Annotated in this window: 21 protein-coding genes; 3 read left to right on the forward strand and 18 right to left on the reverse strand. The window is 49.8% G+C overall.

Annotation, left to right across the window (positions count from 1 at the left end; translation table 11 throughout):
* The first annotated feature begins 144 nt into the window (after positions 1-144).
* Complete coding sequence (locus KNO65_RS03935) at positions 145-1059, forward strand: YitT family protein (RefSeq protein WP_214781748.1); 915 nt, start codon at positions 145-147, stop codon at positions 1057-1059.
* A 55-nt stretch (positions 1060-1114) separates the two neighbouring features.
* On the opposite strand, the gene KNO65_RS03940 is transcribed toward KNO65_RS03935, so the two are convergent.
* The 17 genes from KNO65_RS03940 to KNO65_RS15830 form a co-directional block, all read right to left on the reverse strand.
* Positions 1115-2170: a GGDEF domain-containing protein gene (locus KNO65_RS03940; RefSeq protein ID WP_264092787.1), complete on the reverse strand. Its 1056-nt coding sequence runs from the start codon at positions 2168-2170 to the stop codon at positions 1115-1117.
* A gap of 94 nt (positions 2171-2264) precedes the next feature.
* On the reverse strand, positions 2265-2492 hold the full coding sequence (gene csrA / locus KNO65_RS03945) for a carbon storage regulator CsrA (RefSeq protein ID WP_012726976.1): 228 nt from the start codon (positions 2490-2492) through the stop codon (positions 2265-2267).
* A complete protein-coding gene (gene fliW, locus KNO65_RS03950) occupies positions 2492-2929 on the reverse strand; it encodes a flagellar assembly protein FliW (protein ID WP_214781750.1) in 438 nt (145 codons plus the stop codon). Before fliW ends, csrA begins: the two co-directional genes overlap by 1 nt.
* Positions 2930-2944: 15 nt before the next feature.
* Positions 2945-3520 carry a DUF6470 family protein gene (locus KNO65_RS03955; protein WP_214781752.1) on the reverse strand — a complete coding sequence of 192 codons (576 nt, stop codon included), beginning with the start codon at positions 3518-3520 and terminating at the stop codon, positions 2945-2947.
* Between the two features lie 6 nt (positions 3521-3526).
* A complete protein-coding gene (gene flgL / locus KNO65_RS03960) occupies positions 3527-4459 on the reverse strand; it encodes a flagellar hook-associated protein FlgL (RefSeq protein ID WP_214781755.1) in 933 nt (310 codons plus the stop codon).
* A gap of 6 nt (positions 4460-4465) precedes the next feature.
* Positions 4466-5956, reverse strand: coding sequence for a flagellar hook-associated protein FlgK (flgK, locus tag KNO65_RS03965; RefSeq protein ID WP_214781757.1), 1491 nt, complete (start codon positions 5954-5956; stop codon positions 4466-4468).
* 12 nt (positions 5957-5968) lie between these two features.
* Positions 5969-6325 (reverse strand): flagellar export chaperone FlgN, encoded by a 357-nt coding sequence (flgN, locus tag KNO65_RS03970; RefSeq protein WP_074036203.1) that lies wholly within the window; start codon positions 6323-6325, stop codon positions 5969-5971.
* 114 nt (positions 6326-6439) lie between these two features.
* On the reverse strand, positions 6440-6691 hold the full coding sequence (locus KNO65_RS03975; RefSeq protein WP_214781758.1) for a flagellar biosynthesis anti-sigma factor FlgM: 252 nt from the start codon (positions 6689-6691) through the stop codon (positions 6440-6442).
* A gap of 23 nt (positions 6692-6714) precedes the next feature.
* Positions 6715-7071 (reverse strand): flagellar protein, encoded by a 357-nt coding sequence (locus KNO65_RS03980; RefSeq protein ID WP_251124851.1) that lies wholly within the window; start codon positions 7069-7071, stop codon positions 6715-6717.
* Positions 7072-7128: 57 nt separating this feature from the next.
* Positions 7129-7797 (reverse strand): ComFC family protein, encoded by a 669-nt coding sequence (locus tag KNO65_RS03985; protein ID WP_214781762.1) that lies wholly within the window; start codon positions 7795-7797, stop codon positions 7129-7131.
* Positions 7794-8951: a DEAD/DEAH box helicase family protein gene (locus KNO65_RS03990; RefSeq protein ID WP_214781764.1), complete on the reverse strand. Its 1158-nt coding sequence runs from the start codon at positions 8949-8951 to the stop codon at positions 7794-7796. The genes KNO65_RS03985 and KNO65_RS03990 overlap by 4 nt, the downstream gene beginning before the upstream one ends.
* A 121-nt stretch (positions 8952-9072) precedes the next feature.
* Entirely contained in the window at positions 9073-10707 is a 1635-nt protein-coding gene (treC, locus tag KNO65_RS03995; RefSeq protein WP_214781766.1) for an alpha,alpha-phosphotrehalase, read from the reverse strand.
* Positions 10708-10789: 82 nt separating this feature from the next.
* A complete protein-coding gene (gene treP / locus KNO65_RS04000) occupies positions 10790-12238 on the reverse strand; it encodes a PTS system trehalose-specific EIIBC component (protein WP_214781774.1) in 1449 nt (482 codons plus the stop codon).
* 203 nt (positions 12239-12441) lie between these two features.
* Complete coding sequence (gene treR / locus KNO65_RS04005) at positions 12442-13149, reverse strand: trehalose operon repressor (RefSeq protein ID WP_214781776.1); 708 nt, start codon at positions 13147-13149, stop codon at positions 12442-12444.
* Between the two features lie 48 nt (positions 13150-13197).
* Positions 13198-14046 (reverse strand): DegV family protein, encoded by an 849-nt coding sequence (locus KNO65_RS04010; RefSeq protein WP_214781778.1) that lies wholly within the window; start codon positions 14044-14046, stop codon positions 13198-13200.
* Positions 14047-14141: 95 nt separating this feature from the next.
* Entirely contained in the window at positions 14142-14834 is a 693-nt protein-coding gene (locus tag KNO65_RS04015; protein ID WP_159562679.1) for a response regulator transcription factor, read from the reverse strand.
* A gap of 22 nt (positions 14835-14856) precedes the next feature.
* On the reverse strand, positions 14857-15981 hold the full coding sequence (locus tag KNO65_RS15830) for a sensor histidine kinase (RefSeq protein ID WP_214781780.1): 1125 nt from the start codon (positions 15979-15981) through the stop codon (positions 14857-14859).
* Positions 15982-16160: 179 nt separating this feature from the next.
* Here KNO65_RS15830 and KNO65_RS04025 point away from each other — a divergent pair, with 179 nt between their 5' ends.
* Together KNO65_RS04025 and KNO65_RS04030 are read left to right on the forward strand one after the other, a co-directional pair.
* Positions 16161-16802, forward strand: coding sequence for a YigZ family protein (locus tag KNO65_RS04025; RefSeq protein ID WP_214781782.1), 642 nt, complete (start codon positions 16161-16163; stop codon positions 16800-16802).
* A gap of 41 nt (positions 16803-16843) precedes the next feature.
* Positions 16844-17851: an LCP family protein gene (locus KNO65_RS04030; protein ID WP_159562681.1), complete on the forward strand. Its 1008-nt coding sequence runs from the start codon at positions 16844-16846 to the stop codon at positions 17849-17851.
* Positions 17852-17892: 41 nt separating this feature from the next.
* Here KNO65_RS04030 and KNO65_RS04035 read toward each other — a convergent pair whose 3' ends face one another.
* Positions 17893-18945 (reverse strand): glycosyltransferase family 4 protein, encoded by a 1053-nt coding sequence (locus tag KNO65_RS04035; RefSeq protein WP_012726994.1) that lies wholly within the window; start codon positions 18943-18945, stop codon positions 17893-17895.
* Position 18946 lies beyond the last annotated feature (1 nt).

The following is an 18946-nucleotide window of genomic DNA, read 5'->3' on the forward strand; positions in this document are numbered from 1 at the left end:
TTTAGCCTAACATAAAATAATACCAAAACAATTTATCAAGAATCCTCCATCAATTCTGAATATTCATGTCAGATTCTCTGTCGTAAATGATTGTCGGTTCGTATCATTTGTTATACTTAAGAAAATGGAAAGGGGGCACCATGTATGCAGCGTACACCTATGCCTTCCCCGACACCGGAGGAAGTGCAGCGCTTAAGGCGGGAACATAATCCGATTAAGGCTTCTGAACTGTTTGTAAAAGTCGTCCTTTTGCTGCTCGGCTCCCTCGTCTTTGCCGTCGGCTTGGAGGCGTTCCTCGTACCGAATCAAATCATCGACGGTGGTATCGTCGGTGTCTCGATCATCGTGTCGTACTTGACGGAGACGAAACTCGCGATTTGGCTCGTCCTCTTCAACTTACCGTTCATCTACTTCGGGTATCGGCAAATCGGAAAGACGTTCGCCGTCGTCACGTTGACGGCCATCCTGCTCATGTCAGTCTTCACCATCGTCCTTCACGACATCAAGCCGTTCACAGACGACCTCCTCTTGTCGACCGTCTTCGGCGGTTTCTTACTCGGTGCCGGAATCGGGCTCGTCATCCGGGCGGGAGGGTCACTCGATGGAACGGAAATTCTTGCCGTTTCCTTCACGAACCGATTACCATTCTCCGTCGGAGAGATTGTCATGTTTTTCAATATCTTTATCCTCGGGACGGCCGGATTCGTCTTCAGTTGGGACAGGGCCATGTATTCGCTCCTCACCTATTTCATCGCATTCAAGACGATCGATGTTGTCCTAGAAGGAATTGACCAGTCGAAAGCAGCCTGGATCATCACGTCCGCACCAGACGATATCGGGCAAGCCATCATGGACCGGCTCGGTCGAGGTGTGACGTATCTTCATGGAGAAGGCGCCTACACAGGTGACGGGAAGAAAGTTGTCTTCACAGTCATCAGTCGATTAGAAGAAACGAAATTAAAAGATATTCTCGATGACTATGATGAAAAAGCGTTCCTCGCCATTGGCAACATTCACGACGTCCGCGGCGGACAATTAAAGAAGAAAAACATTCACTAAACGTGAAATCCCCTATAACCGCTGGACCATCATCGCCAACGGTTATAGGGGATTTTTACGCAAACATGACCTGATTTCGTCCATTTTGCTTCGCTTCATACAATGCTTCATCTGCTCTTTCGAACACGACCATGCTCGGCTCATGCCCTGCAATCGCTGCACCGATTGAAATAGTCATCGGAATGATTTCACCTTGAAATTCGAATGGTGTTCGCTGTACCATCTGCACGATGTTTTCTGCCACCTTCGCCATGCCTTCACTACCTTCAATGACAAGCAAAAATTCTTCGCCACCGTATCGCCCGACAAATCCAGAAGGCGGACGGCTACGTTCCAACGTTTGTCCGATATGACGAAGCGCTGCGTCTCCCGCTAAGTGCCCATATGTATCGTTCAACTGTTTAAAATGATCGACGTCGATGACGAGTAACGTCCACGGGTTACCGGACATTTCCAAATCATTCATCTGTTCGAGCGTCCTGTAACGGTTCGGAAGTCCCGTCAACTCATCAATGGTCGCCCGGTGCGTATGTAAGAGAAACATCCATAGATGCGTCTCGAGTTTCTTTGCGGCCCAATAGCAGAGCCAGGCCCCAAAAGATAACATGAGAAAATAAGGAACAAATACATTTATAAAGACCGTCTCATTCACACTGCCGCTCACTTGAATCAAGACGAGGAGCGCACCTAACCCGATGTAGATGGCATACCCTCTCCCTCGACGAATCGGTAAGCGTGTCATGACAAGAGAAAATAAAAAGAAGACAAGTAACAGTAGTAACGAGTCTACGAACGGAGCACTCATTCCGTGCAGCGTCGTGCGTCCGATGAAGATCAGACCGAGCGTGACGATAGCTCCGAACGGTCCAGCGAACGTTGCGGATAAGGCAATCGGGATGAGACGAAGGTCGATTCGGGCATCCCCTAATTCGATGGAGTTAATGGTTAAGAGAATTGCCGTCAATCCGTTAGAGACTCCAAACCAAAAGCGTACGAATAACGGGGAGGTCGGCTGAATCGGTAAAACCGTCCGCATCACATAGAGTGTGAGCGACATGAATAAAAAGATCAGACTGATGTTGATAAAAAAACTATTAATACCTGTTTCCACCGATTCCCCTCCTTCCTTTCACGTTTCCATCCTATCCCAACCCATCGAGTGCTGTCATCCATCAATTACCGGATTCATGAAAAAAGTCGAAAGCTCACGCTTCCGACTGTTTTTGAATCATCTGCTTCATCAAGTTAGCACTGTTTCGTGCAGACTCGTTCTCTTCCTGCATCTGAATGTACACCTCATGGCGATGGATATCGATATGCCGCGGGGCATCAATCCCGAGCTTCACTTGGTCGCCTTCGATAGCGAGTACCGTGAGCGTCACATCGTCGCCGATATGGATGGCCTCACCTTGTTTTCGTTTCAATACAAGCATCAGCGCACCTCCGCTTTCGTGCCACCGAGTGGATAACGAGCTGGATACGCATCGTCTAGGATGACTTGTTTCCCGCGACGTTCCTTCGTCTCGATGACGATCGGTGCTTTCAAGTTGAGCGTCGATGAATCAAAAGGTTGACGAAGCGTCACAATAGAATAGACCGATACGTGTTCCGCCTCCTCGATTCCAAGTTGGTCTTTCGCGCCATCCGACAATTCAAACGCATAGTCCGACTTATGCCAAAACGGATTCGTCACGACGAACGCGCATGCCTGTTCCTCAATCGACTGAAGCGACCAGAACGGCAAATCTTCCCCATACGGAATCAACACGAACGTCTTTGAGTCCGGAAATCCTGGAATCTCACTGACGAAGGTGATCGTCTCCGCTTCGTTTATTTCAATCTTGCCAAAGTAGTCTGTTTCAATGAACATGGATTGTCCTCACTTTCAACGCGTTTCATCATACATCCCACCGACCGGCCACATCTCGAGTGACGCCTGTTGACGGAGCGAAATGTCCGTCGTCCACGGCGTGAACGAGATGTCGGCCGGAGTGAGCGATACATCAATTTGGGGTGGTGTGATATTCCACTCGATTTTCACATCCGCCGGCGTATACGTCAACTTGACACGATCGATTGATTTTGGCATGTAGCCCATGTCAACAATCGGATATGGGTCATTCACTTTCTCAGCCGCTATCGAAGGGATCGGATTCCCGTTCTCGATTCGCATCATGCGGTCGCCGTCTCGAGCGATATTCGCCATCGCTTCTCGGGCACCTTGTTCCCCAATCCGCCCGAAATGTTTACCGAGTTCGAGTACACCCTTCAGATTGCTCTCACTTCTCGCTACTGATGAATCAACCTCAAGCTTCCCTTGTGTCGTCTGTTGCGTCATCTCGGCTCTCCCTTGTTGGATGGACAGGTCGGCCCGTCCTTGACGCATCTCGAGTACCGGTCGATTGGATGTCATCTGGATTGCGGCCTGTGTCTGCCGCATCTCAAGTCTCGCGAGATTCATCATCAATTACCGTAAGAAGTCGAGGAGCGTCGGCTGAATGATGCGGGCACCTGCAGATAACGCTGCACGGTGTACAGTTTCATGTGACTTCAGCTCCATAATGACTTTTTCTACATCGATGTCTTCATTATCAGACATGATGGTCTTGGCGATAATCTCATGATCTTGAAGACGATTGTCGACGAGCTCCAAACGGTTTGCTCGGGCACCGAGCTCCGCCCGTTCCGTGATCAAGTTTTGACCGAGTGTGTCAAGCGTATCAAGTTCTGCAGACAAATCTGCCCCGGCAGTCGTTGGATTATTAAGAAGTGTAGTTAATTTGTGAAGCCCTTCAAATAACTCCTTACCAAAAACCGTTTCCGGTTGCATGTTCACTTGTACAGTAATTCCTTTTGACACTTCAAATTCGATCTCCCCACTTGCTGTAGGTGCCGTTCCACTCTCATAAATCGAATCGACAGAACCAGCCGGATTCGCTAAATACGCCTTTAACTGGTCGACATTGATGAGCGGTTGATCTGTCTTCGTACCGTTATAAATATACTTTTCGCCTGCTTTTGAGTTCGCAAGTGAACCGATGTGTTCGATCAATTGATCGACCTCGCTCTTGATGATGGCACGTTGCGACGATTCATACGTATCGTTCGCCGCTTGTGTCGTCAATTCGCGAATTCGTTTGACAGCTTCCGTGACTTCGTTCAATGTCGAGTCCGTCAAATCCATCCAACTTGTCGCTTCGCTGACGTTCCGTCGGAATTGGTCGACTTCACGCACCTCGGTCCGGTAACGGATTCCTTGCATCGCAACGACTGGATCCTCCGATGCTTTTTGAATCCGTTTCCCGCTGATGAGCTGTTCCTGGACACGAGCGAGTGTGTTGTAACTACTTGATAAATGCTTCAAGTTCGTCTGTGTGAGCATTGTCTGTGTGACACGCATCAGTCATTACCTCCCTACGACACCCATGCCGTTAATGATTTTGTCTAACATTTCATCGACAGCTGTGATATTTCGAGCCGCCGCATTATAAGCGTGTTGATATTGAATCATCATCGTCATTTCTTCATCGAGCGAGACTGCGCTGACCGATAACCGACGTTGGTCCGAACTACTTAAGAGAGCAAATGTACTCTTTGCCAAGTTCGCGTTTTGGCTAGCCTCGACTGCCATGTTTCCGATAACATTTTGATAGTACTTGCCGATCGAGGTTGAGGTCGTAACCGAACCCGCAAAGTTAAGCGTGCTTTCTTTCAATTGCGCAAGTTCGAGAGCACCACTTCCATCCCCGATGTTCCCGTCCTTAGATGCTGCAATTAAATCTAAGTTCTTCATGAAATCAGGATTCACAGTAATCGTAGCGGCGCTAGTAGTACCCACGAAAAAGTCAGTTCGACCGGCATTCCCGTCCGCGTCCATGTTTGTTCCATGCGCTACATTAAATGCTGATGCGAAGACGTTCGCCATCTCATCTAAGTCTTTGAGCATGTTGGTGAATGCCCCGTCGATTGCCTCTGGACCAGTTGCACTTCCGTACATTTCAACAAGTGCTTTCCATTTTCCGTTAGGCATGTCGGCATGTGTCATCGATGTATTCGTACCTGCAGCATTGGTCATGGTCATCCCATCAAATTTCCCAACTCCGCCCGTAAGACCGTCTACGAGTTTTACTTCTGTACCACCGACGACTACACGAATATCGATTCGTCCTTCTGCGACACGTTGAGAGTTCCCACGTGTTTCGCCGTTCGTGTAATCAACAGGCACACGTTCGAATTCAATGTATTGCGACAACTCATCCATGTAGCGATCACGCTCATCATACAATTCATTTGGCAGAACACCAAGAGGCTCTGCATCACCGATTTGACGGTTGACGTCACTGATTTTCGTCAACAAATCATTGATTTTTTTCGTGACGACCCCTGCTTCGGTCTTTAAGTCATCCTGTACTTTAGTCAATGATGAAGACATATAGTTAAATGTCTGTGCCAACGTCAATGCTCGTTGCCGAACTACGCTTCGCGCACCCGTATCGTCCGGGTTGACCGACAAGTCTTGAAGTGATGCCCAGAACAAGTCGAGCGATTTAGCGAGTCCGTTCTCAGACGGTTCATTGATGATGTCTTCCATCCGACCGAACGCGGCTTCTTTCGTCGCATAGAAGGCGTTCTTCACCGACTCGTCACGATACTGTTGATCGATCATAAGATCGCGAATTCGGGCGAGCGTCTCCCCGCGTACACCTGTCCCGAATTGTCCGGCTTTCGTCCCGCCGAAATTGACCGAGAGCTGTTCGGTCATCCCGAGTGTGAGTCGTTGGCGCGAATAGCCAGGGTTTGAGGCGTTCGCCACGTTATTCCCGGTCGCTTGAAGCGCCCATTGGTGTGTCGAGAGACTGCGGCGTGCCGTCTCTAATCCCATAAATGTTGAACCCATTCCACTTCCTCCTTAAACGTCACGGCTGAACGAGCGTGTTTCGAACGCTTGTTGTCCGTATGTAAAATCATCTGCTTCCGGCATGAGCATATCCAGATGCCAAGTAATATAACGAAGGGATTGTTCGAGCAACGTCGCGTTCAATTCGTTCTGTCGCTTTAACTCGAACAAGACCGGTCTCAATTCCTCTATCTCTTCATCGTCCAATTCATACGTCCCTTGAAGTCGTTCCGCTTCTTTTTGTGAAATTTGTCGGACGAGTTTCGCTTCTTCTTTGACGAGCGTGCTAAATGCCACCATGTCATTTTGAATGAGTTGCTGTTCTTTTGCGTAAGCCAATTCGAGTAACCGTTTATGTAATGTGAGCATGAGTCTCTCCTTTTTTCAAAAAAAGAGCCGACTAAAGAAAGGGGTACCCCTTATTTAGTCAGCTTCCGTGCCGTGTTATTCAGTGCGAAGGCCTCAAACGGACCTCGCTTCCATTCATCCTTGTAGAAAGCGTTTAGCGATTTCGCGCGCGTCCCGTGAATATGTGCCTGCATCAATCTCCGCTTTTAAAGCGTCGATTTTAGCGAGACGTTCCGGATGTTTCACCGGTTCTTCAAACCGGGCGCGAGCTTCCGCCGAAATTGACAATTGGTCCGTTTGGCTTGATTGCGCGGGCTTCGGCTCGACTTGCGTTTTCTTTTCATAAGTGTTTGGTAAGTGTACCCACTTGGCTGAATCGATGCGCATGCGTCTTCCCCCTCTTCATGATGTTAATCCAAACGATAAGCGCGGATACTCGACTTTTTCGCCAAGCCCTCCTGCATCTCCTGTAGACTGGACAGTTCCTTCTGCATTTCTCTCTGGCAGTTCGAACAGATTTTTCCTTCATTTGTAGACCGACCACAACGGACGCAGCTGATGGCAAGCGCCGGATTGTCTTTGATGATCAAGCGTCCTTCGTGGATGTATCGCGTGATATCAAGTTCAGAGACACCTGTCGCTTCGACGAGGGCTCCGATGGTCGTCTGTTTGTTGGCTGGTTCACGAATGAAATCGCGGACTTTCAAGAAGTTTTTATAATCGACTTCATTACATGATGGACAGTACGGTGAACGTCCCTGTTTCATAAACAAGCGCCCACACATTTGGCAAGTTGCTGCATCCATTGGTTTCACCTCTGCCCTTTATATCGGACGCGATTTTGATTTGTTTAGCGCCCGAAACAAGCAAATCGCAGAAACTTCTGATGCACCTGCCTGTCGCAACGAAAATGCCGCCTGATGAAGGGTCGTTCCTGTCGTATAGACGTCGTCTACAAGAATGATTTTCCCATATTTCACTGAAGTTGGTACAGTGAAAGGGTTCGTTCGGTGTCGTCTTCCTTCTTTCCCGAGTTCACGTTGACTTGAAACCTCCGTTTTTTCGAGAATCTGCCGCGTCGGACCGATATATCGCGCGAGCACCTCGGTCTGATTGAAACGACGTGTCTGAAGTCGCTCCTTACTCAACGGAATCGGAACATAGGTCACGCCAGATGAACGCAATGCCCGAAGCGCTGGGGCAACCGATGAGGCAATGACGACATCCCCGCTGAATTTATATCGATGTAGCCAGTCAATTCCTGCATCATCGTACGCGTACAGGCAGCGGACGGTCAAGGCGAGACCGAGTGCGAGCCAGCGGATGCAGTCCGGACACGTCTCACCGGTCTCATTTGGTTGACCGCAGCGTGGGCAACCTGTCCCGAGCGGCGTCAGTTTCGACTCGCAAGAGGGACACACCCAGTCCCGTCGCCATAACGTGTCAGGTGTCCACGGGACGATCATCGACTCATGACAAAGAAGACATTTCATCGCCGATTCGCCTCCCTGATCTTCTGGATGGCAACATCTTGTCGGAATGTCCGCTCCTTGTAAAAGAAACAGACCTCTCCTGTCGGTGTGTCCGGTTTTCGCCCCGCCCGACCCGCCATCTGAATGAGACCCCGCGTCGAGAAGAGACGATGTTCACTTTCAACCACGGCGACCTGCACGTCGCGAACCGTCATCCCTCGCTCCCAGATTGAGGTCGCAAGGACGATCCCTTTCGTTTCTTGAAGCCAATGGAGTGTATCCAACCGTTCTTCCGTGTCAGCAGAAACGGTTTGACACGTGATACTTGCCTCTTGTAACCGACTTTCATATCGCTCCAAATCAGGTTTCGTCGGCACAAACAAGAGACGAGGTTTCAAGGCGTGACGTCGACAGAAGTCTAGGAGTCGTTCGTCGGACTGTTTGACAAGTGTCGGGACCGGCAAATCGAATCCGTGATAGCGCCGCGACAGATGAACCTTCGGAAGCAATTGTTGCCAAACGGTCGGGGTCGCCGTGATAAATAAGAAGACATTTCTCCCGGCCCGACGGATTGCATTCCAAAGTGCCACATCAAAGGCAAACGGGAAGGCATCGGACTCATCGACGAGCACATAATCGAACACGTCACGTAAATTCATGAGTAACGGTGCGGTCGCCACCGTGATCATCCCAATGGAGTCTTTTTCTCCCCCTCCATATCGTTTAGTGACAGGGACTGTGAACGCCTGTTCTAATCGTTCGACCCATTCGATGGCGACATCTTTCCTCGGAGAGACAACCAACACTCGCTTCCCTCCATTGACAACACGCTCAATCACGGGAAACGTCATCTCGGTCTTCCCAGCGCCACACACCGCATGCACAAGTCCCGTCCTCCGTTCGTCCCACCACGTGAGCAGTTGGTTCGCGACCCGCTTTTGGTCTGGGACGAGTTCGAATGGCATCGTCAATTCGGTCGTCTCGGTTGGAGTTGTGATGTCCCGTTCCTGTAGAAAATCACATCGGCAGACACGCCCGAGGTACAAACAATTTCGGCAATAGGCACAGCGTCCATGATGACAAGTGAACGTCCGGACGTGCGTGCTGAGACAGCGTTGGCAGACGCCGAAGCGGATGGCTCGTTTTCCTTTCGGTGCGACAATAAGTTCTCCCATAACCTGACTCCTTTTTGTCATCACGCTACCAAAATACCTATGTAAATACGATTCAACTTATCTAAAACAACATAGGTCTACTACACAAATAGGACCCGACGAAAAAGTCGGGTCCCATCTGTTAAATCTGTTTATAGAACATGATCGCCTCATATGGACGAAGAGACAACGACATTCCGTCGAGCTCAGGCACGTCGTAGTTGTGACTGACGACGTTCACCCGCTCGAATCCTTCTGGAATCGTGTACGTCGTTTCAATTCCATAGAAGTTGGCGACGACGAGTAGCTCCTCTCGGTCCGTCTTCCGTGTATATGCCCAAACGTCTAGCGAATCAGGAGTAAGAAGCGTGTAGTCTCCGTCCGTCAAAACGTCAAGTTCTTTTCGTAATGCAATCAAGTGTTTGTAGTGGTAGAACACCGAGTTCGGATCACGAAGCGCCGTTTCAACGTTCACGTCCTCATAGTTCGGCGCCACGTTGATCCATGGTGTGCCGCTCGTGAAGCCGGCATGTGTCGTTGCATCCCACTGCATCGGCGTTCGCGAGTTGTCGCGTGACTTCTGTTTGATGGCGGCCATCATGTCATCATGCGACACACCCTCTTCCCGCTTCAACTTGTAGATGTTGAGCGTTTCGATATCCCGATATTCATCGAGCGAGTCGAAGCCGGGGTTCGTCATCCCGATTTCTTCCCCTTGATAGATGTACGGCGTCCCTTGAAGGCCGTGGAGCACTGTCGCAAGCATCTTCGCGCTCTCTACGCGATGGTTCGTGTCGTTCCCAAAACGGCTGACGACACGTGGTTGGTCATGGTTGCACCAGAAGATGGCGTTCCATCCTTTTCCGTGCATCCCACGTTGCCACGTCGACATGATGTCTTTTAATTGAATGAAATCGAACGGCGCCGCGACGAATTTCTCGCCGTTCGGATAGTCGACTTTCAAGTGGTGGAAGCTGAACGTCATGCTGAGCTCGTTCTCGTTCGGGTTTGAATAGCGTACGCAGTGATCGAGCGTCGTCGAAGACATCTCCCCGACCGTGATGACGTCATGCCCATCAAATACTTCTCGGTTCATTTCTTTTAAATATTCGTGGATGCGTGGACCGTCCGTATAGAACTTGCGACCGTCCGATGCGTCTTCTGGGAAGTTCTGTTCTTTTGAAATGAGGTTGATGACGTCGAGACGGAATCCTTTGATTCCTTTTTTACGCCAGAACCGCATCATCTCGTAGACGTCCTCGCGCATCTGTTCATTCTCCCAGTTCAGGTCAGCTTGTGTCACGTCGAACAAGTGGAGATAATATTGTCCGCTCTTCTCATCATATTCCCACGCATTCCCACCGAACTTCGATTCCCAGTTCGTCGGTTCGTCGCGCCAGATGTAGTAGTCACGGTACCGCTCGTCTCCCTCCAATGATTTTTGGAACCATTCGTGCTCGGTCGAAGAGTGGTTGACGACGATGTCCATCATGAGGCCGATGCCCCGCGCCTCTGCTTCACGGATCAATTCGTCGAGGTCCTCCATCGTTCCGTAAGACGGGTCGATGGCATAATAATCACTCACGTCATAGCCATTATCGTGTTGAGGTGACTGATAGACAGGTGTCATCCAAATGTATTCGATGCCGAGTTCTGCCAAGTAATCCAGCTTCGCCGTCACCCCTTTAATCGATCCGGTCGCGTTCCCTTCCGGACTGTAAAAACTTTTCGGGTAAATTTGATAGACGACTGATTTGCGCCAATTTTTCTGTGTCATCAACGACATCTCCTTTTTGTAAGAGTTTTCATTTCAATAGGAAAGAGGGAAGAACTGCCGTCCCTCCCTCCCGAGTCATTACTTATGCGACTTTGTTTTCTTCAAGTTCACCTTTCTTCATGTAACGCTTCGACAAGATGAAAGTGAGCGCGAACGGAACGATGATCGCGATGACCATGCCCACGATGAAGAGAAGGATCTTATCTGTGAAGATTGAGAGGAATCCAGGGAGTCCTCCGACACCGATGGCGATTGCTTGCACATCGTTCAATGTGATAAAGATAGCAGCGATTGCCGACCCGATCATAGCTGAGTAGAACGGGAATTTATTTGGTAAGTTGACCCCGAACATGGCCGGCTCTGTGATTCCGAAATAAGCCGAGATGGCTGAAGTCGATGCCATGCTCTTTTGTTTCGCGTTGTGCTTGTAGACGAAGAACATCGCGAGTGCGGCCGAACCTTGAGCAATGTTTGAGAGTGCGATCATCGGCCAGATGAACGTACCGCCTGTATCTGCGATCAACTGAAGGTCGATGGCGATGAACAAGTGGTGCATCCCGGTGACGACGAGCGGTGCGTAGAACAATCCGAAGAGGAGTGCCCCGACGACCGGTACGGCTTCGAACGTGTTGACGAGTCCTGTCGCGATCACGTTCCCGATTCCACGAGTGACCGGTCCAACGATTGCGAGTGCGAGGAATCCTGTGACAACGATTGTTGTGATTGGAACGACTAAGAGTTGGATGGCGTTCGGTACACGTTTTTTCAAGAACATCTCGATTTGGCTCAAGATATAGGCAGCGGCGAGTACCGGCAAGATTTGACCTTGGTAGCCGACTTTCTCGATTTCGAAGAGTCCGAGGATATCAAACGTCGGGACATCTCCTTCAAGTGCTGCCGTTCCGTAGCCCCATGCATTCAAGAGGTCCGGGTGAACGAGCAAGAGACCCATGACGATCCCGAGTACTTCGCTCCCACCGAATCGTTTCGTCGCCGACCAACCGACGAGTGCAGGTAAGAACACGAATGACGTATTCGCCATCATGTTGATGAGATCCCAAAGTCCTTGTAGGTTCGGATACGCCTCGATGAGTGTCTGTCCTTCGATGAAGAGACCTTCCGATGCAAGTAAGTTGTTGATCCCCATAAGGAGACCGGCTACGATGATGGCTGGAATGATTGGCATAAAGACGTCAGAGAAGACTTTGACGAGTTTTTGAAGCGGATTCATTTTTTTGCCGCCCGCAGATTTGACCTCGGCGACCGTCGCCGCCTCAAGTCCAGCGAGCTTGATGAACTCGGCATAGACGCGATCGACATCACCGGCTCCGATGACGATTTGATACACGCCGGAGTTCTCGAACGCCCCTTTGACGAGGTCGATTTCTTTCACGCGTTTCTCATCGACTTTTGATTGATCCTTGAGGGAGAGACGTAGACGGGTCACACAGTGCGCGGCCTTGTCCACGTTGTCTTTGCCCCCGATCGCTTCTAAGATCTCAGCGGCAATTTGACGATAATCTGCCTTCATGTTGAATGTCCTCCTTTGTTTGAAAACTGTAAATGAAAACGGTTACTTATGAGTACAAACAAAGTATAACTTATCTATATAAGTTAAGTCAACAACTTATATAGATAAGTTAAACATGAAAGTTTTGCGTCGTGATTTACTGTTAAAATTCCCCTATTTTGACTTAGGACAAACAAAAAAACCCCTTCCTGTACGAAAGAGGTTTACCTACGGGCGACGTCGCTAAACTGGAACTTGTCCAATCGGTGACGCGACTCCGTATATTCAAATTGTTGTCCTTCATATAAGAACGTATCGTTCGTGATGACGATGACATATTCATAGTCATGCAAGTCGAGCCGTTTCCGGTCAAGTTCCGTCACGTCTTCAGCTGCAATCTTCCGTTTGGCATAGCTGATTTGTAGCCCAAGCCCATCTTCGATATATCCATAAATCGATCGAGCCGCAATCTCTTCTGTCAGACCGGGGACGAGATCTTTGACGAAATAGTTGATATCTAAAATAACGTTCTCCCCGTCAAAGTTTCGAACCCGTTCGATGCGAAACACATTCGTCCCTGGCGCTAAGTTCATCCGTTCGGCGAGCCATGTCGGGGCTTCTATCTCTTCGAACGAAGCGACGTGGGTCTGAATGGAACGACCGAGCATGCTCGCGTAGACCTCTGAAAAACTGACGATGCCATTGAATTGAAACTCGATCTGGTCACGTTTCAACACGAACACGCCTTTTCCATGATGCTTCCGGACATACCCGTTCTCCTGTAAAAGATCGAGCGCTTTCCGGACCGTCCCCCGGCTGGCCTCGAACTGATGCATCAACTCGGTTTCAGACGGAAGCTTTGAGTCAGCGGGTCTCGTGCCATTTCGCATCTCTTCTGCCAGACGCTCAAAGATTTGGCGATATTTCGCCATTTCATTCCCTCCTCCATTGAAAAAGACGACCTTAGACGGTCGTCTCTCTTACCATTCGCGACGATACCACGTGATGCCGATTGCACCAGGTCCGAGATGCGTTCCGATGACGGGACCGAAATGGCTTCCCGAGATGTGTGCTTTCGGAAACTTCTGCTTCATCGAAGCGATTTCTTCCGCCTGACGCTCCGGGCAGTTGGCGTGAATGATACCAATGCAGTACCCTTCCCCGTCTCCGACAATCGATTCGTCCATCATCTCTTCGATTCGGCGTACGGCCTTCTTGTATGTCCGAATCTTCTCGAACGGGACGATCAATTTATCTTGGAAATGAAGGACCGGCTTGATTTGCAAGAACGATCCGACGAGCGCTTGCGCCGCACTCAATCGTCCGCCGCGTTGTAAATGGTCGAGGTCATCGACGACGAAGTACGCGCGAATCGAATCACGGACCGCTTCAAGTCGGGCGATGATTTCTTCTGGTGTCGCCCCGTTGTCACGGAGGTGAAGAGCCTCTTCGACAAGAAACGCTTGCGGCATACACGAAATCTCTGAGTCAAACGCATGAACCGTCACATCGACCATGTCATTTAGCGCGACCATCGATTGGTACGTTCCGCTAATCCCACTAGAGAGCGTGATTGCAATCACGTCTGTCACATCGTCCGGCAAGCTCTCAATCAATTCAACCGTCTCACCGATGACCGGTTGCGACGTCGTCGGCAGGTTACCCGCCTCGATACGCTCATAAAACGCCTCGGTCGACATATCAATCGACTCGCGGTACGACGCGCCATCGAAGATGACACTGAGTGGTGCGACATGGACGTCATGTCGCGCCAAAAAATCATCCGACAGATAGGCGGTACTGTCGGTTAAAATCGCAATGTTTCCCATACTATATCCTCACTTTACGTCGTTTCATTTTTCCAATTATGTTAGGATTCCATTCCATATTGTAACACAAAAACGAGGTAAAGCATCGGTGACGCTCAAATCTCGACCCAACCCCGGCGAATCGCATCCACGACGGCTTGCGTCCGGTCGTTCACGTCCATTTTACGAAGTACGGAGGAGACGTGGTTTTTGACCGTCTTCTCACTGATAAACAGCATGTCACTGATGTCTCGGTTCGAGCGACCGTCGGCGAGAAGGTGCAACACCTCGACCTCACGGCGCGACAATAATTGATAGACCGGGTCATCTGTACGGCTCTCGACGCCACGTCCCGCCTGTTCCCCTTTGAATTGTAAGAGACGGCGGTAATCCTTCAGTACGTTCGTTGTCACTTTCGGATGAAGATACGCCCCATCCTTTGCGACGGCACGGACTGCCGAGATCAATTCTGTCGATGCGACTTCTTTTAATAAGAAACCTGATGCCCCCGCTTCAAGCGCATGTGTGATATACGACTCATCATCATGGATTGACAGAATGAGGACACGTGTCTCTGGTGAAAGAAGTGACAGTTGCTTCGTCGCCTCGATTCCGTTCATGTCCGGCATGTTGATATCCATAATTAGAATTTCCGGTTTTTGCTCGCCAGCGATGCGGATTGCTTCGCGTCCCGTACGCCCTTCGGCGACAACTTTAAATTCATCCTCCAAATCAAAAATCCGCTTCAATCCCTCGCGGAACAGTTCGTGATCATCCACGATCGCAATGCGTGTCTGTGTCATTTCCATGTATGTCTTCCCCCTTGTTCTCTCACGGAATCGGAATCGACATCCGGACGACTGTCCCTTTGCCGACTTCCGAGTCGATGGTGATGCTTCCGTTCACCAATTCAATTCGTTCGCGCATTCCGACAATCCCAAACGACTCTTCGCCAATTGCGCTCGGTTCAAACCCGATGCCATAGTCGCGGACGTGGATGTGAATCACGTCGCTCGCTTGCTCGACATTGACGATGATTTCGGCTGTTTTTGCATGTTTGATCGCATTTTGTACCGATTCTTGAACGAGACGGAACACGTTAATCTCCAGCTTCTCCGGTAATCGCGCACGCGACCCTCGATAGTTGAGACGTGTTTTGATTGCCGTATACTCCTCCGTTTGATGGAGATAGCGCTCGAGCGTCGGCAAAAAGCCTAAATCATCAAGCGACATCGGACGTAAATCATAAATCAAACGACGGACGTCGACGAGCGCCCCACGAATTAGCTTTTTCAATTCATGTAATTCGGCAAATGCCTCATCTTTTCCTCGTTTATCAAACGTCTTTTCAATCAGGTCGGCCCGTATCAGAATATGAGCAAGCGATTGCGCTGGACCATCGTGCATCTCGCGGGCGAGATGGCGCCGTTCGCGCTCAGCCGCTTCGAATACGCCGATGGCCATCTCTTGTTTTTTCATCATGTCCGAATACTCTTGCTGTAAGTCATCCCGTAAGAAGTTCAAGACGACACTCACGCGACCAATCAACTTTTCGGCACGTTCGATCGTGTCCTCTAAGATGAGCAGACGACGCTCTAAGTCGTTCCGGCGTTGCTGTGCCGCCATCTCTTCTTTTTGGACAAGAAAACGTTCGAGTTGCATTTGATTTGCCCGTTCGTAGGCTTCGCGAATTTCTTGTTCACTATGTATATGAAACTTTTTACTGACTTGAACGAGCTTGGCCTTTGCAGCTTTCACGAGTCGGTCGAGTCGATCGGACTCCTCGATGTCGAACTCGATTTTATCCGTCAATTCTTTTAACTCGTTTTGAATTGCTGAATATTCAGTTGCAGAACTTTCGGTTATACGGACAATCTCCTCTTTACTTTCCGTCACCGTTTCAATCATATTTGTTATGATATGTTCTAAAGCTGTCCGATCGGTAATATGATTCACGATGCCATCCCCTAATAGTTCGGTAGTTAATCCTCATCTATTCTTATATATCGTCCCACTCTAAACAGGTTTACAGCGGACATGAGAGATTTTCTATAATTCCATTCGCTATAAATAGCGTATGTGCCTACTTAAATTCTAAAAAAAATATTTAAAAATAGAAAGGAGAATTTTCAGAAATGTCTATTGAGTCAAATTATACTATAAAACAAAGTGGAACATACGAAGTCATTATCCAAAAGTCAAAATTTATTGCTCATTTCAAACGTGTCGAAACAGAGGAAGAGGCGCAGGCGTTCATCCAAGCCATCAAGAAAGAGCATTGGAACGCGAACCACAACTGTTCAGCGTACATCATCGGGGAACGCAACGAGCACCAAAAAGCGAACGACGACGGTGAGCCAAGCGGTACGGCCGGCATGCCGATGCTCGAGGTGTTACGCAAACGCCACTTAAAAGATACGGTCGTCGTCGTGACACGTTATTTCGGTGGAATCAAGCTCGGTGGCGGCGGACTTATTCGTGCCTACGGTGGAACTGTAAGCGAAGGACTTGATGCGGTCGGCATCGTCGAACGCCTACCGATGCAACAATTGACACTCACCGTCGACTATACATGGATTGGAAAAGTCGAAAACGAGTTGAGACAGTCTAGCTATCTGCTCGATGACATCATCTACGCCGACCTCGTCACGTTTCATGTCTCGGTACCCGTGGAAGAGACAGAGGAGGCGCTCGCTTGGCTGACAGACATGACGAACGGTCAAGGTCAGCTTCAAACTCATGGGATCCGCATCATCGAACGTGATTTCAAACGCTGAAACGCCTATACTAAAAGAAACGACTGAAATGAGGAAACAACATGAAAACACCCCCACGCAAGAAAAGATCACCTTGGAAAATTGTCCTCATCGTGTTGGGTGTCGTATTGCTCATCGGTGGTTCCGCTTTCGGCTATTTTGTCTTCAAAGCGAATGAAACCGCCGAAAACGCGAACAAGGCGTTGGAACGTGGCGACAAGTCAGAACGTCGCGACGAGACCATCGACTTGACGAAAGATCACTTTTCCGTCCTGTTAGCAGGAGTCGATGGCGGCGCCTCGCTCGAGGAAGGACGGACTGATTCGCTCATGGTCGCCACGTTCAACAAGGAATCGCGGCAAGTGACGCTCGTCAGCATCCCACGCGACTCATATGTCGACATCATCATCGACGATGAGGATCCGTTCAAAGACAAGATCAACCATGCTTACGCTTACGGAGGCATTGACACGACCATCGCGACCGTCGAGAACCTGCTCGACATCCCAATCGATTACTATGCGACCATCAACTTTGATGGAATCGAAGATTTGGTCGATGCGGTCGGTGGCGTCGAGATCGATGTCCTCATCCCCATCTCTGGAAAAGCGACCGGAAATGTCGAGCTAGAGCCTGGCGTTCAAGTCTTGAACGGAAAAGAAGCACTTGCCTATGCCCGGATGCGGAAGCAAGACCCTGCCGGCGACATCGGTCGAGCCGGTCGACAACAGCAAGTTATCGAGGCCATCATCAATGAGGCGACGACCATCAACTCGTTTACGAAGCTGAACCGGATCATGAATGCTGTCGGCGAGAACATCCGGACGAACATGACGTTGTCAGAGGCCTCACAACTTCAGCCTTACGCAAAATCGCTGAAGTCGTTCAACCGCGAAACACTTGAAGGGACGGACCTGACGCTGAACGGGGTCTACTATTATGAAATCGACCCGGCTGACCTTCGTGACGCCCAGGCCCTTCTCCAGACGGAGCTCGGCATGCCCGTTACAGCGGATGAACCATCAACTGACGAAACAGACGATACGATGACTGAGACAATCACTTACTAAAACAAAAATAGCCAGTATCGCGCGGCGATACTGGCTATTTTTTAGGTTCGCGGTCGACCGAGCAGTCGTCGGGACGTGCGAATAATCGGTTTATAATTTGGATGAATCAGTTCGGTTGATTCCACGATCAATTCAATGACAATCAACACGACGATGAACGTGATGACCGCACCGAGCATCGTCGTCTTGGCGAACAAGATGGATGAGATGCCAAAGAACAAGGTCATCCCGTACATGAGCAAGACGGCTTGCCGTGTCGTGAAGCCCATATCGATCAACTGATGATGCATATGCGATTTATCCGGCGACATCGGCGGTCGCCCTTGGACGAGCCGGCGCACGATGGCGAAAATCGTATCCGAGATCGGCAACCCGAGCAAGAGGACCGGGACGACGAGCGAGAACAATGTCACGTTCTTAAACCCGATGAGCGAGAAGACGGCGAGCATGTACCCGAGGAACAGTGCTCCCGTATCGCCCATAAAGATTTTCGCCGGATAAAAATTATGAACGAGAAACCCGAGCGTACTCGCAAGAAGCAAGAGCGCCATCATCGTCAAATAGACGTTCCCCTGAATGATGGCTAACACGGCAATCGTCCCGAGGGCGATGCTCGACACACCGGCGGCGAGACCATCGAGACCATCAATCAAGTTGATGGCATTCGTGATCCCAATCAGCCAAAGGACGGTGATCGGGATGCTCCATGACCCGAGGTAGAGTTGCTGGTCGAACGGAAGATTGATGAGTTCAATTCGCATCCCCGAGTTCAAGACAACGACCGTCGCAATCATCTGTCCCATCAACTTGACACGGGCTGATAACTGGAACCGGTCATCGATCAGTCCGGTAAGGAGAATGACGACAGCGCCAATCAAGATAGCGTCGTTATATCGACTCGTCGGAAGCAGCAAGGCGTAGCCGATGAAAAATGCGATAAAAATCGCGAGACCCCCGATTCGTGGCATCGTCCGTAAATGTACTTTTCGTGCGTTCGGATGATCGACTGCACCGATGAAAAATGCGAATCGACGAACGAGCGGTGTAATCAAGATGGCCATCACAAAACTGACCAACATGGCAATCCATAGCATG

It is taken from the genome of Exiguobacterium sp. S3, assembly GCF_018617295.1.
Lineage (GTDB): Bacteria > Bacillota > Bacilli > Exiguobacteriales > Exiguobacteriaceae > Exiguobacterium > Exiguobacterium profundum.

What these genes read in the sequence shown, in the direction of transcription:
- KNO65_RS03935 (WP_214781748.1), top strand. Translation starts at nt 145, where the DNA reads ATGCAGCGTACACCTATGCCTTCCCCGACACCGGAGGAAGTGCAGCGC.
- csrA (WP_012726976.1), bottom strand. Translation starts at nt 2,492, where the DNA reads ATGCTTGTATTGAAACGAAAACAAGGTGAGGCCATCCATATCGGCGAC.
- fliW (WP_214781750.1), bottom strand. Translation starts at nt 2,929, where the DNA reads ATGTTCATTGAAACAGACTACTTTGGCAAGATTGAAATAAACGAAGCG.
- KNO65_RS03955 (WP_214781752.1), bottom strand. Translation starts at nt 3,520, where the DNA reads ATGAATCTCGCGAGACTTGAGATGCGGCAGACACAGGCCGCAATCCAG.
- flgL (WP_214781755.1), bottom strand. Translation starts at nt 4,459, where the DNA reads ATGCGTGTCACACAGACAATGCTCACACAGACGAACTTGAAGCATTTA.
- flgK (WP_214781757.1), bottom strand. Translation starts at nt 5,956, where the DNA reads ATGGGTTCAACATTTATGGGATTAGAGACGGCACGCCGCAGTCTCTCG.
- flgN (WP_074036203.1), bottom strand. Translation starts at nt 6,325, where the DNA reads ATGCTCACATTACATAAACGGTTACTCGAATTGGCTTACGCAAAAGAA.
- KNO65_RS03975 (WP_214781758.1), bottom strand. Translation starts at nt 6,691, where the DNA reads ATGCGCATCGATTCAGCCAAGTGGGTACACTTACCAAACACTTATGAA.
- KNO65_RS03980 (WP_251124851.1), bottom strand. Translation starts at nt 7,071, where the DNA reads ATGAAACAGGGACGTTCACCGTACTGTCCATCATGTAATGAAGTCGAT.
- KNO65_RS03985 (WP_214781762.1), bottom strand. Translation starts at nt 7,797, where the DNA reads ATGAAATGTCTTCTTTGTCATGAGTCGATGATCGTCCCGTGGACACCT.
- KNO65_RS03990 (WP_214781764.1), bottom strand. Translation starts at nt 8,951, where the DNA reads ATGGGAGAACTTATTGTCGCACCGAAAGGAAAACGAGCCATCCGCTTC.
- treC (WP_214781766.1), bottom strand. Translation starts at nt 10,707, where the DNA reads ATGACACAGAAAAATTGGCGCAAATCAGTCGTCTATCAAATTTACCCG.
- treP (WP_214781774.1), bottom strand. Translation starts at nt 12,238, where the DNA reads ATGAAGGCAGATTATCGTCAAATTGCCGCTGAGATCTTAGAAGCGATC.
- treR (WP_214781776.1), bottom strand. Translation starts at nt 13,149, where the DNA reads ATGGCGAAATATCGCCAAATCTTTGAGCGTCTGGCAGAAGAGATGCGA.
- KNO65_RS04010 (WP_214781778.1), bottom strand. Translation starts at nt 14,046, where the DNA reads ATGGGAAACATTGCGATTTTAACCGACAGTACCGCCTATCTGTCGGAT.
- KNO65_RS04015 (WP_159562679.1), bottom strand. Translation starts at nt 14,834, where the DNA reads ATGGAAATGACACAGACACGCATTGCGATCGTGGATGATCACGAACTG.
- KNO65_RS04025 (WP_214781782.1), top strand. Translation starts at nt 16,161, where the DNA reads ATGTCTATTGAGTCAAATTATACTATAAAACAAAGTGGAACATACGAA.
- KNO65_RS04030 (WP_159562681.1), top strand. Translation starts at nt 16,844, where the DNA reads ATGAAAACACCCCCACGCAAGAAAAGATCACCTTGGAAAATTGTCCTC.
- KNO65_RS04035 (WP_012726994.1), bottom strand. Translation starts at nt 18,945, where the DNA reads ATGCTATGGATTGCCATGTTGGTCAGTTTTGTGATGGCCATCTTGATT.